Here is a 15,293-nt window from a genome sequence, read left to right as displayed (position 1 = left end):
TTACAAAGTTGTGAAAATCATTTGTGTTCCCAAAAAAATTGTATTAATATGATAGTTGGTGCTATGCGAATTGTGCACCGTTTAGCTATGTTTTAGATATACAGGAGGCAGAGGAAACTATGGCGAAGTACACATGGGTAGATAAAGATACCTGCATTGCTTGCGGCGCTTGCGGAGCAACAGCACCCGATATTTATGATTATGACGATGAAGGTCTGGCTGAAGTGATCTACGAAGGTGACAATAACCGTGGCGTAACGGAAATTCCTGAGGACATGTACGAAGACATGGAAGATGCATGTGACGGTTGCCCAACGGACTCCATTCGGGTTGCTGACGAACCTTTTAGCGAATAGTAATCATTTTCTACGGCAAGTCCGTAGGGTTTTATTATAAGGAAGTATCTAGGCGTCTCTGCTTACCGGCAGAGGCGTCTTTTGTTTGTATTCAGATGACATATATCAGTGTGAAAAGAGGAGGAATTCAGAAAGGTGGGAAATTTGCCGATAAACAAAATATATGAATAAACAATGATAGACGGAGGTTCTGATGAACAATTCGTTGTACCTCAAACGTTATGTGGAGACACATCCTGATAATAAGATGGCTTGGTATTTGTTAGGCAAGGATTATGCAGCAAATGGGGAGCAGGGGAAAGCTAATTACTGCTTCAACCGTGCGGAAGAAGTGTACGAGGCATTTGAGCTGAGTAAGGTGCCGTCCGATATATGGAAAAATTATGAGCTTAGACTTCTTCAACTCGAAAGTGAAAAGGATAAGAAGAGTAAAAGAATTAGACGTATACTCCTGGCTGCTGTGTTAATACTGTTGATTCTGCTTCCGCCTTCTGAAATTGACCCTGTAGGAATTCCGGCAGGCGATTTTACAATTAATGAGATCAGTGATCCAGAGGAGTCTCTCTTTACGGACGATAGAAGAAATACCCACGAAGAAAGGACGGGTCCGTTATTCACTGCTGTATCAGCCCATGACAGAAAGTGGTCCGACGCCTTGCCTCAGCTATTGACTGCGTCGAACAGTCTCCCCGCTTGGACCGTAGCACTTGGAATGGAGCGATCCGGGCGCTTTGAAATATGGTCTGAGAAGATGCCCGTCTTGTACGGTATACATCGCAATGAATCTGGGGTCATTGGAATTCAACCTTATAAAGGAGTAGAGTCAGCTTGCGACTGTAAGCCGTTGGATGACAGCAGCTTGAAGTTGGCTTCTGAGCGTTGGGCGGAAGTTCAGGTTCAGCATGCTGTCCTATCTGGGGCCATTCAGCATTTTCGAGAACGTAACAACAGATTGCCAACAAGTCTGGATGAATTATCGCAACCATTTCCGAATAACTGGCTATCTGGACAATCCCCTCAAATGAAACGTTTGTTTCCGATACTAACGGATATAGAAATGCCAATAAAGGAGCCCGGGAAAGTGGATCAACAGGGGAGTGATCAAACAAAGAGGGCTATGCCTGAGGGGTATGGATCTTCTCCGGATGGACAGGCATTTTTTAAGCAGCCATTGGAGGTTATTATTGACCGTAAAAATCATCGGCTAGCCGTGGTAAGTGGTTCTGTATTAATTAGGAATTATGAAGTCGGGCTTGGGCGTGATAATAAAACCCCGCTGGGACAATTCAAAATTAGTGATAAGGTGATGAATCCAAACGGATCCGCGACGGGTACTTACGGTTCTCGGGGAATGCAGCTTTCAGATTCGAACTATGCCATTCATGGAACTAAAGATATTGAAAGTATTGGGGGCAATGTGTCAGAGGGATGTATTCGAATGCATGGAAGGGATGTAGAAGAGTTATTTGATTTGGTTCCTATGGGAACCACAGTGAAGATTGGAGAAGGGGTTCTGCCAGGTGAACTGGTAGCGCCGAAACAGCGATTTACACTCAACCATACCACTGAACAGAGTAACCCCCGCAAAGTATATCACTGGCTAGATTAAGGCTGGGAAACAATAATTAAAACGATGATCAGAATGATTAACAGAGAGATGCCTGTGCCGATCCACAGAATAGCTTTTTTGTTGACTTCTTCTTTTTTCTGCTGCAGTGTCGGTGGTTTGCGCTTAGCTGACATATCCATTCCCCTCTTCTTCGATTTAATCGTTTATCCTCGCTTATATTGTAAAGGGTTTGTCCCAGAAATGCTACAATAAGGGAGTGAAGGACTGGTGCCCGAAAGTGGAAGAAAACTTTCTTTTTGCATCAGAAACGGATAAACTGAATGTTAGAGAAATTATAAGCCACGAGAGGAAGAATGGATGTGCTGTACCGTAACATAGGCAAACCTTTATTTTTCAAATTGGATCCGGAAAAGGCTCACCATCTTGTCATTGGTGGACTCGGACGTTCTGTGATGCTTCCGGGAGCCGAAGCTGCGATGCGGGGGATGTATGGAGTAAAAGAAACATCTGATCTTGCTGTAGACCTGTTCGGTTTACATTTCCCTACACCGGTAGGGCTTGCTGCTGGGTTAGATAAGAACGGGCAAGCTGTAAGAGGGTTCTCCTCCATCGGCTTTGGTTTTATGGAAGTGGGGACGGTAACACCGAAGGGACAGTCAGGCAATGAGCTTCCCCGGTTGTTCAGACTCCCTTCGGATGAAGCGCTCATTAATCGAATGGGCTTTAATAATGAAGGTGCAGAGGCAATGGCTAGCAGATTGGCTGCACTGAAGGAACGCCCTATTCCCGTCGCTGTGAATATCGGGAAGAACAAGGTTACACCTAACGAGGATGCGCATCAAGATTATGAAGCGTGTATCCGGGAGCTGTATGCTTACGGAGATTTCTTTGTTGTGAATATCAGTTCTCCGAATACACCGGATCTGCGGAGCCTGCAGCATGGTAGCGAACTATCCTCCTTGCTTGAAGCGGTCATGAATGAGATGTCACGTCAAGCTAAGATCCATGGTGTGCACAAATCCATTCTGGTTAAAATCGCTCCTGACGTAAGTGACGGGGAACTTGAATATATGGTTGATACGATTTCCCGCAGTGGGGTATCTGGCATTATTGCAACGAACACAACGTTGTCACGAGATGGTTTAACTCATGATAACGCAAAGGAAACGGGCGGCCTAAGTGGCAAGCCGTTGCGCGATAGATCGACAGAAATCGTCTCAAGAATATATCAACAGACTCGTGGCTCCCTGCCGATTATCGGCTCTGGGGGGGTTTTTACTGCCAAAGATGCGTATGACAAAATACGTGCTGGCGCAAGTTTAGTTGAAATTTATACAGCACTCATCTATGAGGGACCCGAGGTGAATCGAAGGCTGCATGCTGGCTTGAGAGAATTGCTGAAGCGTGATGGATATTCACATATATCTGAAGCAGTAGGGGCAAATCACCGCTAAAGGGTTAAAGACAGGAGGCACGATTGATGGACGGTAGAGACTGGGGGACATTTTTACTTCCGTATGAACAGGCCGTTGAAGAATTGAAAGTGAAATTCAAGACTATGCGCTCTGAATTAAAGAAACGAGAAGAGTATGCACCAATCGAATTCGTGACCGGACGGGTCAAACGCTTATCTAGTATTCTGGATAAGGCCAAACGGCTTAATGTTCCGATGGATCAATTGGAAACCGGAATTGAAGATATTGCCGGGATCCGCATCATGTGTCAATTTGTTGAAGATATTCGGCGTGTAGCTGAGTACATTCGTAGAAGAAAAGACTTGAAAGTCGTTTATGAGAAAGACTATATAACTAATTATAAAGACAGTGGGTATCGCAGTTTCCACATGATTGTGGAATATCCGGTTCAGACAGCGTTAGGACAAAAGATCGTACTAGCTGAAATTCAGGTGCGAACGCTTGCGATGAATTTCTGGGCAACGATTGAACATTCTCTAAGTTATAAATACCGGGAAAGCCTTCCGGACGAAATTCGAATTCGCTTGAAAAAAGCAGCAGAAGCTGCCAACACATTGGATAATGAAATGTCGAGTATCCGTGAAGATATATTGGAAGCACAGAAGCAGTTTGAGGATAACTCTAATATTACTTCTCAATTCCTTAAGGCAGTACACCAATTGTATTTCTATCATCTGGTCAATGAAGCTATTGATTATCAAGAACGGTTTAATAAGATCTGGCAGGAAGGTCAGGACCATGATATGGAAGCAGTGAAGGAACTGCTCGCAGAGGTCAAGAAGCTTTTGGTGGACGCTAAAAAGAAAGATCTTGATCATGAAATATGAGTCGTTGTACGTTGCTTACTTGATCTACTTCAACCGGGACCGTGACTACTTCGAATGCCATGAGGTACTCGAGGAGTTATGGTTAGCACGGGATAAGGATCCTCGCTATAAAGGATTGTTGCAGGTTGCTGTTGGACTGTATCATTTCCGGAATGGTAATGTACCCGGTGGATTTAAAATGATGAACAGTGCCTTTACAAAGCTAAAGCCGTATGGAGAACAAGAGCTTGGCATCGATCTGGCAAAACTGGTACGTGAGATTGAAATTTATGCGAAAAGGTTGGCGAGCTTTGAAAGTCTGCCGTTTGCTTACTATGATCTAACGATTGATATTGTCGATCCCGAGCTACTAGCGATTGTTACTAAAGCCTCGAAAGAGATCAAACCAATTGTCCCGCAGCGCCGTGGTCCGCAGCGCGCTGTGAGACATTGAGGCAAGAAGTCGGCTAAATAAGTTGTGATCTTAATAGAAATGCTCCTCTAGAACAACATTAGTTTCATCTTTAGGTGAACTGATGGAATTCTAGAGGAGCATTTTTTATGTTGTATAAAATGCTTCATTGACATTGAAAGAAACAACTAAGTGTTTAGATCTCAGGTATGATCCTGACGACGCCATTCTCTGGGGGGCATTCCGATATATTTTTTAAATACCGTCGCAAAGTGTTGACTCGTTTTAAATCCCAAATCTAGAGCTATATCTGTAATAGACGACGATGATTTTTGGAGAAAATGACACGCACAATCCATCCGTACACGTTCCATATAAGAAGCTGGTGATACTCCATTAGTCTCACGAAACACACGATAAAAATGCGATTCACTCAAACCAAACTCAGCAGCTAGTTTTTCAGTTGAAAGTCTGAGAGTTGGATCAGATTTAATACGTTCGGTCAATGCTACTGTGAAATCACGTATGTCAGTAGAGTATATAGAGGTCTGAAAAGAGCGCATCAAATGAAGGAGCACATCCAGCACGTGATGACGTACTTGATACTCCAGAAGCATAGATTCCGGCTGCTCAATTATGGTTCTTAATCTTCGGAAAGTCTCCTCGATCGTTTTGTTTGTTGAGATGATTCGTGGCTGCTGTTGTAGTATTTGATTGAATTGTTTCAATTCCTCTCCTTTTAACGAGAACCACTCAGAAAAATAAATGGGATCCTTAATAATCATCCACCATATTGTGCATGGCTCTATAAAGTTGAAACGGGCTCTATGCCTTTCTCCAGGCCATGTACGAAATAATTGCTGTGCGCGTGTATGATAGGTCTCGTCATTAACCTCCCAGGTCACAGCCCCTTGTTCAATATAAACGAACTCATAATCATTCTCATGTACATGATCACTCAGAGGCGAAGCTTTGGTGAAATGATCATAACCGAGCAGAACAAATTCGGTTAGATTTTCCAGCTTAGAATGATCTCCGTAATGATAAACCCAGCGCTCGTTATTTATACCCATATGTATCAATCCTTAATTCATATTCTAAGTCTTTAATGTTTCTGATCCTATTAGATACGATCAAGGAAGTCAACTCAATGAATACACCGTACTATTTAGTTAAATTACAATTGAGGGTGAAGGTAGAAGATTGGATTTCTCAAGTTTATTATTCATAAATGATCCTAAATCGAAGGGTGCTATTCACATGACAAACTCTAGAAAACCGTGGAAGCTATTTGTGATCCAACATTCACATACGGACGTTGGTTATACCGAAAGACAGGAAAAAATTCAGCAATACCACGTTAATTACATCCGACAAGCTTTACACATCTTTGAAGAAATCGAGACCGGCAGACGTCCAGATTGGAAAGGTTATAAGTGGGTATGCGAGACATTCTGGCCCGTAGAGTCTTTTTTAGAAAAGGCGACTGAGCAGGAGAAAGAACAACTGAAACGAGCAATACAGCACGGGACGATTGGTTTATCCGGAACTTATCTCAATTTTGGTGAGCTGATCAGTGAGGAAGTTCTTGAAGCTGTGATCAAGCGTATTACAGACTATGGGAAGAGCATACAAACACCTGTGCATTCTGCAATGACCGCTGATATTACCGGGTTTGGTTGGGGATACGGGCAGGTACTGGCGGACGCAGGCATTCAAAATCTGATTACCTGTATCCATACGCATCATTCGATGTTTCCTTTATGGAAAAAGCAAATGCCCTTCTGGTGGGAGACTCCGAAAGGCGATCGTATATTGACTTGGAATGGCGAGCATTACATGTTAGGGAACGATCTAGGCTTAATGCCGGGTCTTGGCGGTTCCTATACGATTAAAGATGGTCTAGACACAAGTAAGGGCGTATCGTTTGAAGTAGCGGAGATACGGATTAAACGCTATATCGAGCGATTGGAGGAAGAAGGTTTAGATATGCCTTTTGCTCCAGTTATGGTGTCAGGCCTTCCAACGGATAATGGTTCACCGAATGCCCAAATGATGGAATTCGTCAATGCTTGGAACGAGAAGCATGGTGAAGACATCTGTATTGTACCAGCTACACTGGATAATTTCTTCGCTGAGGTTCGTGAGTATGTTGAACAGAATCCGGATGCCATTCCAGTATATCGCGGCGATTGGCCGGACTGGTGGACAGATGGAGCATGTACGACTCCAAAACATGTACAGGTATTCCGTGAAGCACAGCGTGTATATCATAAGGTGAAACAATTGGATGCGGAGCAGAAGATCATTTCTGCAGAAAGATTTCAAGAAATGGAATATGAACTGGCACTCTTTGCCGAGCATACTTGGGGCTATCATTCTTCTGTCAGTGAGCCTTGGAATCCTTTTGTGCAGGAGCTTGGTGTAAGGAAGGAAGCTTATGCTGCTCGGGCAAGTATGCTTGCACATACAGCGCTTTACGACATTCTAGAAGCCAAGGGTGATGCACTTCTGGCACCTGACCGTCCGCTGCGATTTACAATTTGTAACCCGCATAACTATGCGCAGTCAGAAATTGCTCAGTTGATTATGGAAGGTTGGCATTATGATCTTATCAAGGATGGATTCAAAGTGATAGATGAGCAAAATGGAGAGGTCTATCCTTCCCAGATGGTCAATACTCATCGAGGTATTATCGTTAGCGTGCCTGTAATGCTTCAACCTAAAGAGGAACGCAAGATAATAATTCAGCCTCTAACAGGACTTCCAATGAAGACCGCATTTCGTCATGATTATGTCGGTTCCGACCGAATGATGGACATCATGCCTCCAGAGGAGCAAGACATGGTGGTTACACCAACCTACCTAGAAACACCTTTTGTTCGTATAGACTGGAAGAAAGGTCATGGCATTACGAAATGGATTGATAAACGCACAAGTCAGGATTTACTACGTACGGATCGGCTTCATGATGCCTTCACACCTGTTTACGATATCACAAAAGCGAATGGTATAGAGAATATGATGGAAGTGCGAAGAAAAATGGGACGCAATCGAAAAGGTCCGGATGCCCTGGTGTCTGTTGGTAAGCTTGTTTCATCAAATGTGATCGAGAATGGTACCGTATATGGCACAGTTCAACTGACATATAGCGTGGATGGCTGCAGTCATTACTCATTGCACATTAAGGCTTATGCAGATCGTCCGCGCGTTGATATTGCAGTAAGAATGCACAAAGATAGTGTCTGGGACCCTGAGAATTTGTATGTGTCATTACCATTTGGAAGTGGCATCGGAGGAAAAAACGAACAACTGTGGATTGACAAAGCAGGAGCTTTAGTACGACCTCGTATTGACCAACTGCCGGGCTCACTGGCAGATTATTATTGCGTCGGAGAAGGTGCTGCTTACGTAGGTGATTCAGGAGGGGTTGTTATTGCTATGCCTGATACACCGCTTGTTCAGCTTGGTTCTTTAGAGTATGAATCACGTTTACTGAGTGGTCATCCTAAGCTGGCAAACGATCCGGCACATCTATATTCTTGGACGATGAACAATTATTGGGAGACTAACTTTGCGGCAACCTTAGGCGGCTTTTATGAATTCAGATACTATGTTGCCTGGGGAGAGGCATATAATACACCTGATAAGGCAATGACAGCTTGCCGAGGTATGAATGGCACCTTGCTATCCTGGAGAACGCAATAATCTTGTGTGAAAGATGCAAAGTTCTGCTAATTAAAGACTGAATTTTCGTAAATAGCCTTGATATCATGAAGCGAAGCTTTCAAAGAACAATGAAAGCTTCGCTTCTTTACTATTGGTATATCAATTTATGAATGAAAGGGCTTAAGGAACAGCACCGTATTAAACCTGAGGTGCAGTCCCTTTATATTTGTTATCAATAAAATCCTTTATTTCCTCGATCGACTTTCCTTCTTCATTCAGGCGCTTTGCATCCTGAAGCTCAGATAGGCAGGTGCCGCATTGCGCACCATGGTCAGTCCACTTTACGCCTTCGTCATTCTTCTCGGCAATGAAACAGCGATGAAGGGAGTCGTGCAGCTTCTGGTTATCATCCATACATCCGCAGTAACATTTCAATTCCTTAAGAATGTCTTCAATTTCTCCTACAGCAGCGTAGGAAGCTTGTGTATTATCTGTATAAACGGATAAAAGTTCAGGCATGACTGTGACAGAAGCTGTCATTTCGTAATTCTCGGAGTCAAGACCATGATGGTGGGATAGAGCAGACTCTTTACCTCCACATCCGGATAACAGAAGTGTGCCGATCAATCCCGTAATGATAAAGGAATGTGTTCGTCTCATGGTTTCACACTTCCCTTATATTTTTCGAAAAATTGTGTGAAGGCTTCCGCTGTGTTGCCGCCTTCCACGGGCTCCGCTGTGATTCCGCCGACTAGACGTTCTTTTTCTACGCCATTTTCGAAGAATACGAGGGTTGGGGTATACTCAATATTGTATTGTCTGAACCCTTCTTGGAATTCACGCAAATTGTACTGATGAAGGAACGCTCCACTTTCCTTAGCAAGTGGCATCAGTTGAGGTGTAGTTGCTTGACAGCTAGGACAATCTGATGCGAAAAAATAAACAAAAAAGCTTTCTTTGTTCTCTATTTTTTTGCTTAGATCATCCGGTAGAATGACTTGTTGATAATTGGGATCATCAAGAATTGCTTTCGTGGCAGGGTTCAAATCCGCTACTTTCTTGCCTCCGTAGAGTTCGCTTTCTTCACCCTGAGTGTTTAAGAATGCAAGCAATCCGATGAGAAAAACTAAAGCGCCGCCAAACATATAAAGTCCTGTGAATTTTTTCTTCTTACGGTTCAATTACTCACCCCCATGAATCGAATTAGTATTATTAGGGCATGTCCCTATTAATGTATTTTATTATACAATACTAAATGTCATAGTGGAACTCATTAGAATCCGCTACTCATACTCTTTAGGATAGGTAGGTAGATATATGGCTTTTCAACTCCCAGCGTCTTTTGAAGCTAAGATGGAATCCCTTCTTGGCGATGATTTTAAAGATTTCAAACAATCCTATGGACAAGCTCCATACGCAGGTATTCGTATAAATACTTTGAAGATTCAGAAAGAACAGTTTGAGAAAATCTCTCCGTTTGCACTGGAACCTATACCTTGGGCAGAAACGGGATACTATGTTGAAGAAGGGACAAGGCCAGGACGTCATCCTTACTACCATGCTGGTCTGTACTACATTCAGGAGCCTAGCGCGATGGCGCCAGTTGAGTTACTTGGGGTGGAGCCGGGTGATCGTGTACTTGATCTCTGTGCTGCACCAGGCGGGAAATCAACCCAGATCGCTGCGAAGCTTGCGGGCTCGGGGATGCTGATCACGAATGATCTGCATCCAGATCGAACAAAAGCGCTGGCTAAAAATGTAGAGATGTACGGCGTTAGAAACGCGATCGTTCTTAACGAAAGTCCAGATCGAATTGCGGAAGCTTTCCCTGAATTCTTCACCAAGATTCTGATCGATGCTCCTTGCTCTGGAGAAGGGATGTTCCGTAAGGATGAAGATATGCTCAAATATTGGAATGAATCTGCACCACTTAAGTATGCGGAAATGCAAAGAGAGATATTGTTCTCCGCTGCTAAGATGCTTAGTAAAGGAGGAACACTTGTTTATTCCACTTGTACCTTTTCTCCAGAAGAGAATGAAGGAATGATAGCTGCTTTTCTGCAGGACCATTCGGAGTTTTCAGTAGTCCCTATTGGTGACTCCGAGTGGTTCTCACCAGGAGAAGCGCAGTGGCTTGAGAAGCAAACCCCTAAGCAGAGCGGAGTTAACGGACAGGATTATGCTTCGTTTATCCAACAGACTGAAGGGACTGCTCGCTTGTGGCCGCATCGAGTTAAGGGTGAAGGTCATTTCATGGCTGTTCTCCAGCGAGATGGAGCGCCAGATGAATATGTGGATATAACTAATATGGAAGCAGAGCGAGCGATTTCAATTTCCTCGAAGAAAGAAAATCGTTCGGAGACAAGAGGAAAAACAGCTCGTATAAAGGATAAAAAGGCTTCAGGCCAAAAACGTGGCGATGGACAAACGGATCATGGCCGTAAAGGAAACGAAGCGGCTTCGCTTGAACCTTTTTATGAGTTTGTTCGAGAACAGCTAAATCTGGACATATCCGCAGGATATCCTATTGTATATGGGAACAATATATACCTTTCTCCTTTGCCGGAGAGTCGGTTGAAAGGTCTGAAAACGGTACGTGCAGGTTGGTATATGGGCCAAATCAAGAATGGTCGGTTTGTGCCTGGACATCCACTAGCTACTGCACTTCAACCTAGTGAGTCTGGCAGATCGGTTAATCTTCTTACTCAGACCGGAGAAGCTGTGCGGTATTTGAAAGGGGAGACACTTGAGATTTCTGCAGATCGAATTCATCTGGAGTCAGTCGCCGACCCTAAAGGCTATGTGTTAGTATGTATAGATGGGTATGCAGCCGGATGGGGCAAGTGGCAGCAACCTGGAATGCTGAAAAATGAGTATCCTGCAGGCTGGAGGTGGACATCAATATGAGTGCCAAGGGGAGATCGACCCAAAGGCTAGATAAAGTGCTCTCCAATATGGGTTACGGCTCTCGTGCCGAATTGAAAAAAGTGGTCAAGCAAGGTGGAATCATTGTTAACGGTTCGCCTGCGAAAGATCCAGGAATGCACGTGGATCCTTATCACGATGTCATTGAAATCGAGGGTGAAAAGATCCTCTATAAGGAGTTTGTGTACTTAATGCTCCACAAGCCTCCCGGTGTTATCTCTGCAACTGAAGATATGAGGGATCGAACCGTACTGGATTTACTGGATAAGTCTTATTTGATTTATGAGCCGTTTCCAGTGGGAAGGCTGGATAAAGATACAGAAGGACTCTTGTTGCTCACGAATGACGGGAAGCTTGCACATGAGCTTTTGTCTCCGCGGAAGCATGTACCCAAAACGTATGAAGCAGATGTAGCGGGACGGGTAACGGAGGAGGATGTCATTCATTTCTCTCAAGGTGTTACTCTAGACGACGGATATGTAACGCTGCCAGCGGAATTGTCCATTTTGTCTGTTGAGGAGCTGGAGGATGGACCGTTGTCTAAGATCTCACTGATTATTCATGAAGGCAAGTTCCATCAGGTGAAGCGGATGTTTGAAGCGGTTGGCAAAAAAGTAGTTTACCTTAAAAGGGTGCAAATGGGCGAACTAAAACTGGATGAATCTCTTCCAATTGGTTCTTACCGAGAACTTACAGCAGAAGAGCTGACGTTGCTCGGAAAGCCTTCGACACCTGAGTTGTTAGAAAATCAAAAAAATAGAGAGATATAAATAAAGGATGGGTGGAGACATGACTTATAAACTGGTAGCACTGGACGTAGACGGAACACTGTTAAATGATGATCATATCATGACAGAGCGTACGATGAATACGGTGATGGAAGCTTCAAAACAGGGGATTGAAATTGTGCTCTGTACTGGACGCGGTCCCCAGAACAGCATTCCTTTTATGGAGAAAATGGGATTGGGCGGTTATGTCATCAGCCATAATGGAGCTGCAACAGTTGAAGTAGAGACTCGTAATATCGTTCATCAATTCGAGATGGATAAGAAGGCTTTGAATCCATTTATGGATTATTGCCGGGAAAAGGGAGTTCATTTTGATGTAAATACGGCATTTGAGATGTATGTAGACAACGTAGACGCATTAGCAGGTCCAGTTCGTCATATGTACGAAAACTTTCTTATGCTTCCGTCTAATTTGCCGACATGGGATGAGCTAGCTGAACCCGTTGTAAAATTTACGGCTTTTGGTGAAGCTGCTGAGTTGGACGCTGTATTCAAGGATTGGAGTAATTGGACACCGGTGTTTAATATGCTTCGCAGTGGTGAGTTCTTCATTGATTTGATGCACGAGGAAGCTTCCAAGGGTAATGCCCTGAAGCAGCTGGCTACCAGACGTGGAGTGAAGCCTGAAGAGATTCTGGCTATCGGTAATTATTATAATGATATTACGATGCTTACATTTGCTGGAATGGGGATTGCTATGGATAATTCTCCGGTTGAAGTAAAGGCTGCAGCAAATGCGATTACGTCATCCAATAATGAAGATGGTGTGCATGAAGCGTTAATGAAATATTGCTTGTCTTAAAAAACTAATTCGGAAGTCTCCACCCTCTCATCCTTGGAGTGAGAGGCGGAGGCTTTTTTTGAAACCGATAAGGGTTACCGGGTTTGGTTCTCTTCCATTAGCGTTAGTTCATAGCTTCGTGTGAAAGCGCTGGTCGAGGATAAGCTGCGATAATCGGTAACTCGGTTTTTGCCGCTGGTTTTGGACATGTACATAGCTTGGTCCGCCTGCTTCATCAGTGTGTCAGCATCGATGCCTTTTCGAAGAGAACTGTATCCGACACTGATCGTTACGATTGTCTCATCAGCAACGCGGGATCGAATTCTTTCAGCGACTTGAGACACTCGAGTTCCACGGCTTACAACTAGAGCGACTAATTCTTCTCCTCCATATCGTCCGGTGAGTCCGATACCCTCAAGCTCTTCTTCCATGATCGTGGAGACTTGCTGTAAGACTTCATCGGCGCGTGCATGACCCTCGGTGTCATTCAGCTTCTTGAAATTATCAATATCACAAAAGATAGCGGATATTTTTAATCCTTGTGTTACATAATGCTGAAGGTTTTTCATGAAATAACGGCGATTGTAGAGCCCGGTCAGTCCGTCAGTGATAGAAGATCTGTATATCGATTGCATTAATTCAATGATACGTTGAATAAGGATGAAGAATATAATGCTGTAAAATACAATCGGGAGGACGGCAACAACGCTGAACATGATCCCATGTCCTTCATCTGTGCTGGAATATCGCTCAATCATACGAATGACAGCCCAAAGGGCGTAAATGCAAAGTCCAATGAAATATTTAAACTGTTGACCTATGCGAGGCGCTATCTTTTTAAAACTTATGTAAATGACAACCCATTCAAAGAGGTCCAAATAAAGGGACATCCATAAGGGGCCGAAGTATTCTATAAAAAAGAGCGGCAACCCTAATATTGCTGAAGCCAGGATGGGCAACCAGTAACGGGCCCGACGGACACGCCGATATAATAACAATACAGACATATTTAACAAGACAAACGAGAAGAGTTGAAGCGGGCGTAAACCAGCGTCAAAAATAACTTTTCCCGAGAATGCCTGATGGATGTTCAGACCTTCATATGTCATAATAAAGAAGAATGCGGCTGCCATGTAAATATAAGCTTTCTTCCGTTGTTTGTTATATATAAGTAAACACATGATCAGCATCAATACAGCTAAATAGGTACCGCATATGGCCATGATCGTAAAGATCGGGAAAGCAGCCAGCAAGCTTGGATTACTAGGCGATGGCAATGGAATCAGACTCCTGAAGGATTTATTTTCCTTTACTGAAACATATGTTCCAATATATCATAATTTAAAAGTGTCTGAAAAGAGACATACAGAAAGGGAGATCTCCATGAAATTACTACAGGCTTTATTTTTCCCTCCTGAACAGCCGGGAGGCGTCTCTTCGATGATCCCTCATTTGCAGGACCGCTTTAATTCTTCTCGCTGGGATATGGATATATTCTGGCTACCTAAAAGGATCCGCAACAAAGGACAAGAGGAACCCTTATTTCATACATTTGACTGGAAGGAATACGAGCAAAGCTCTATTGTTCGAAAGTATATTCAAACTTACGTTGATTACATATGGTGGGTCCGGCTTCGGATTAAAAAGCCTTACGACCTGATTCATGCACATCATCCGATCGCAGGTCTGGCGATGAAAGCAGTCTTCCCTGATACTCCGCTCATTCAGACAATCCATTCCAGTTACGAGCGCGAACTGATTTTAAATGGAAAGATAAAAGAAAATAGTTTGGAACATCGTTTTTTGACCTCATTATATAAAGAGCTGGAGCACGTTAGTGAACAGCTTCTTACGGTATCTCGATCTTTTGCTGATTATTTGTCCTCATACGTTCAATATCCAGACTCCATTGGCATTATTCGGAATGGATTTGATGAGAAGCGGTTTAAGCCTGTGCCGCATGAGAATGAAGTGCCACAGCTAATAACGGTATGTCGTCTTGTTCCTGCAAAAGGACTGGATGTGCTGCTGAAAGCATGTGCAGAATTGAAGCATAAGGGGTACGATTATGTACTTCACATTATTGGCGATGGCCCGTCGAGACAAGAGCTGGAGGACTTGGCTAAGGAGCTCGGCATTTATCAAGAAACGATTTTTTATGGCTATACTTTGCATCCGGAAGAGTTTATGCCTTTCTTTGATATTTTTGTACTTCCATCACGAGCAGAGGCGTTTGGTTCCGTCTTTGCAGAAGCGGCCCTCAGTTGCCTGGCGCTTGTAGGAAGCGATGTTGGAGGGATTGCAGAGCAGATCCAGGATGGTGTTAATGGATTGCTTGTGCCTTCAGAGGATTATATGGCACTAAGCGAAGCACTCGAAAAGGTTATTGCTGATCCACAGTACCGCTATGAGCTTGCACGCACGGCCTGGGATAAAGCGAAGAATCAGTATTCACTCACCAAATCAGTCAATGAGCTCAAAAAACTATATTTGAAATATCAATCGTGAGAA

At 43.7% G+C, this 15,293-nt stretch carries 15 protein-coding genes; 10 read left to right on the top strand and 5 right to left on the bottom strand.

The features are described 5' to 3' along the window. Positions 1-119 precede the first annotated feature (119 nt). Both ACFQV5_RS18095 and ACFQV5_RS18090 read left to right on the top strand, forming a co-directional pair. Positions 120-356 carry a ferredoxin gene (locus tag ACFQV5_RS18095; RefSeq protein WP_379248772.1) on the top strand — a complete coding sequence of 79 codons (237 nt, stop codon included), beginning with the start codon at positions 120-122 and terminating at the stop codon, positions 354-356. A 193-nt stretch (positions 357-549) separates the two neighbouring features. Further along, positions 550-1,965, top strand: a complete 1,416-nt coding sequence (locus ACFQV5_RS18090; RefSeq protein ID WP_379248771.1) for a L,D-transpeptidase family protein — start codon at positions 550-552, stop codon at positions 1,963-1,965. Here ACFQV5_RS18090 and ACFQV5_RS18085 read toward each other — a convergent pair. Then, positions 1,962-2,099 carry a hypothetical protein gene (locus ACFQV5_RS18085; RefSeq protein WP_379248770.1) on the bottom strand — a complete coding sequence of 46 codons (138 nt, stop codon included), beginning with the start codon at positions 2,097-2,099 and terminating at the stop codon, positions 1,962-1,964. The genes ACFQV5_RS18090 and ACFQV5_RS18085 overlap by 4 nt on opposite strands. A gap of 186 nt (positions 2,100-2,285) precedes the next feature. On the opposite strand from ACFQV5_RS18085, the gene ACFQV5_RS18080 reads away from it, so the two are divergent. Genes ACFQV5_RS18080 through ACFQV5_RS18070 form a run of 3 tightly spaced genes read left to right on the top strand, consistent with a single transcriptional unit; the run spans position 2,286 to position 4,661 of the window. Continuing rightward, positions 2,286-3,380 (top strand): quinone-dependent dihydroorotate dehydrogenase, encoded by a 1,095-nt coding sequence (locus tag ACFQV5_RS18080; protein ID WP_379248769.1) that lies wholly within the window; start codon positions 2,286-2,288, stop codon positions 3,378-3,380. A 26-nt stretch (positions 3,381-3,406) separates the two neighbouring features. After that, positions 3,407-4,228, top strand: coding sequence for a GTP diphosphokinase (gene yjbM / locus ACFQV5_RS18075; protein ID WP_379248768.1), 822 nt, complete (start codon positions 3,407-3,409; stop codon positions 4,226-4,228). Next, the gene (locus ACFQV5_RS18070) at positions 4,218-4,661 is read left to right on the top strand and encodes a DUF309 domain-containing protein (protein WP_379249429.1); all 444 of its coding nucleotides are present in this window, start codon (positions 4,218-4,220) and stop codon (positions 4,659-4,661) included. Before yjbM ends, ACFQV5_RS18070 begins: the two co-directional genes overlap by 11 nt. A 161-nt stretch (positions 4,662-4,822) precedes the next feature. Here the strand turns inward: ACFQV5_RS18070 and ACFQV5_RS18065 are convergent, their stop codons facing one another. Further along, entirely contained in the window at positions 4,823-5,692 is an 870-nt protein-coding gene (locus tag ACFQV5_RS18065) for a helix-turn-helix domain-containing protein (protein ID WP_379248767.1), read from the bottom strand. A gap of 187 nt (positions 5,693-5,879) precedes the next feature. Between ACFQV5_RS18065 and ACFQV5_RS18060 the strand changes: the two genes are divergently transcribed. Next, positions 5,880-8,327 carry a glycoside hydrolase family 38 N-terminal domain-containing protein gene (locus ACFQV5_RS18060; protein WP_379248766.1) on the top strand — a complete coding sequence of 816 codons (2,448 nt, stop codon included), beginning with the start codon at positions 5,880-5,882 and terminating at the stop codon, positions 8,325-8,327. A gap of 159 nt (positions 8,328-8,486) precedes the next feature. On the opposite strand, the gene ACFQV5_RS18055 is transcribed toward ACFQV5_RS18060, so the two are convergent. Both ACFQV5_RS18055 and ACFQV5_RS18050 read right to left on the bottom strand, forming a co-directional pair. Then, the gene (locus tag ACFQV5_RS18055) at positions 8,487-8,948 is read right to left on the bottom strand and encodes a PCYCGC motif-containing (lipo)protein (RefSeq protein WP_379248765.1); all 462 of its coding nucleotides are present in this window, start codon (positions 8,946-8,948) and stop codon (positions 8,487-8,489) included. Next, positions 8,945-9,469, bottom strand: a complete 525-nt coding sequence (locus ACFQV5_RS18050; protein WP_379248764.1) for a thioredoxin family protein — start codon at positions 9,467-9,469, stop codon at positions 8,945-8,947. The genes ACFQV5_RS18055 and ACFQV5_RS18050 overlap by 4 nt, the downstream gene beginning before the upstream one ends. Before the next feature lie 136 nt (positions 9,470-9,605). Here ACFQV5_RS18050 and ACFQV5_RS18045 point away from each other — a divergent pair, with 136 nt between their 5' ends. The 3 genes from ACFQV5_RS18045 to ACFQV5_RS18035 are packed head-to-tail and all read left to right on the top strand — an operon-like array spanning position 9,606 to position 12,803. Continuing rightward, the gene (locus tag ACFQV5_RS18045; RefSeq protein WP_379248763.1) at positions 9,606-11,195 is read left to right on the top strand and encodes an RsmB/NOP family class I SAM-dependent RNA methyltransferase; all 1,590 of its coding nucleotides are present in this window, start codon (positions 9,606-9,608) and stop codon (positions 11,193-11,195) included. After that, the gene (locus ACFQV5_RS18040) at positions 11,192-11,983 is read left to right on the top strand and encodes a pseudouridine synthase (RefSeq protein ID WP_379248762.1); all 792 of its coding nucleotides are present in this window, start codon (positions 11,192-11,194) and stop codon (positions 11,981-11,983) included. The genes ACFQV5_RS18045 and ACFQV5_RS18040 overlap by 4 nt, the downstream gene beginning before the upstream one ends. A gap of 19 nt (positions 11,984-12,002) precedes the next feature. Continuing rightward, complete coding sequence (locus ACFQV5_RS18035) at positions 12,003-12,803, top strand: Cof-type HAD-IIB family hydrolase (RefSeq protein ID WP_379248761.1); 801 nt, start codon at positions 12,003-12,005, stop codon at positions 12,801-12,803. A gap of 74 nt (positions 12,804-12,877) precedes the next feature. Here ACFQV5_RS18035 and ACFQV5_RS18030 read toward each other — a convergent pair whose 3' ends face one another. Continuing rightward, positions 12,878-14,059 carry a GGDEF domain-containing protein gene (locus ACFQV5_RS18030; RefSeq protein WP_379248760.1) on the bottom strand — a complete coding sequence of 394 codons (1,182 nt, stop codon included), beginning with the start codon at positions 14,057-14,059 and terminating at the stop codon, positions 12,878-12,880. A 106-nt stretch (positions 14,060-14,165) separates the two neighbouring features. Here ACFQV5_RS18030 and ACFQV5_RS18025 point away from each other — a divergent pair, with 106 nt between their 5' ends. Next, positions 14,166-15,290 carry a glycosyltransferase family 4 protein gene (locus ACFQV5_RS18025; RefSeq protein ID WP_379248759.1) on the top strand — a complete coding sequence of 375 codons (1,125 nt, stop codon included), beginning with the start codon at positions 14,166-14,168 and terminating at the stop codon, positions 15,288-15,290. Positions 15,291-15,293 lie beyond the last annotated feature (3 nt).

Origin of the sequence: Paenibacillus sp. GCM10028914 (genome assembly GCF_042666275.1) — a bacterium.
Lineage (GTDB): Bacteria > Bacillota > Bacilli > Paenibacillales > Paenibacillaceae > Paenibacillus_AQ.
Note: the sequence above shows the minus strand (reverse complement) of the source record. Positions and strands in the feature narration are given on the sequence as shown.

Coding starts and splice junctions, on each gene's coding strand:
- ACFQV5_RS18025 (WP_379248759.1), top strand. CDS start 14,166: ATGAAATTACTACAGGCTTTATTTTTCCCTCCTGAACAGCCGGGAGGC.
- ACFQV5_RS18065 (WP_379248767.1), bottom strand. CDS start 5,692: ATGGGTATAAATAACGAGCGCTGGGTTTATCATTACGGAGATCATTCT.
- ACFQV5_RS18060 (WP_379248766.1), top strand. CDS start 5,880: ATGACAAACTCTAGAAAACCGTGGAAGCTATTTGTGATCCAACATTCA.
- ACFQV5_RS18095 (WP_379248772.1), top strand. CDS start 120: ATGGCGAAGTACACATGGGTAGATAAAGATACCTGCATTGCTTGCGGC.
- ACFQV5_RS18045 (WP_379248763.1), top strand. CDS start 9,606: ATGGCTTTTCAACTCCCAGCGTCTTTTGAAGCTAAGATGGAATCCCTT.
- ACFQV5_RS18085 (WP_379248770.1), bottom strand. CDS start 2,099: ATGTCAGCTAAGCGCAAACCACCGACACTGCAGCAGAAAAAAGAAGAA.
- yjbM (WP_379248768.1), top strand. CDS start 3,407: ATGGACGGTAGAGACTGGGGGACATTTTTACTTCCGTATGAACAGGCC.
- ACFQV5_RS18090 (WP_379248771.1), top strand. CDS start 550: ATGAACAATTCGTTGTACCTCAAACGTTATGTGGAGACACATCCTGAT.
- ACFQV5_RS18035 (WP_379248761.1), top strand. CDS start 12,003: ATGACTTATAAACTGGTAGCACTGGACGTAGACGGAACACTGTTAAAT.
- ACFQV5_RS18070 (WP_379249429.1), top strand. CDS start 4,218: ATGAAATATGAGTCGTTGTACGTTGCTTACTTGATCTACTTCAACCGG.
- ACFQV5_RS18055 (WP_379248765.1), bottom strand. CDS start 8,948: ATGAGACGAACACATTCCTTTATCATTACGGGATTGATCGGCACACTT.
- ACFQV5_RS18040 (WP_379248762.1), top strand. CDS start 11,192: ATGAGTGCCAAGGGGAGATCGACCCAAAGGCTAGATAAAGTGCTCTCC.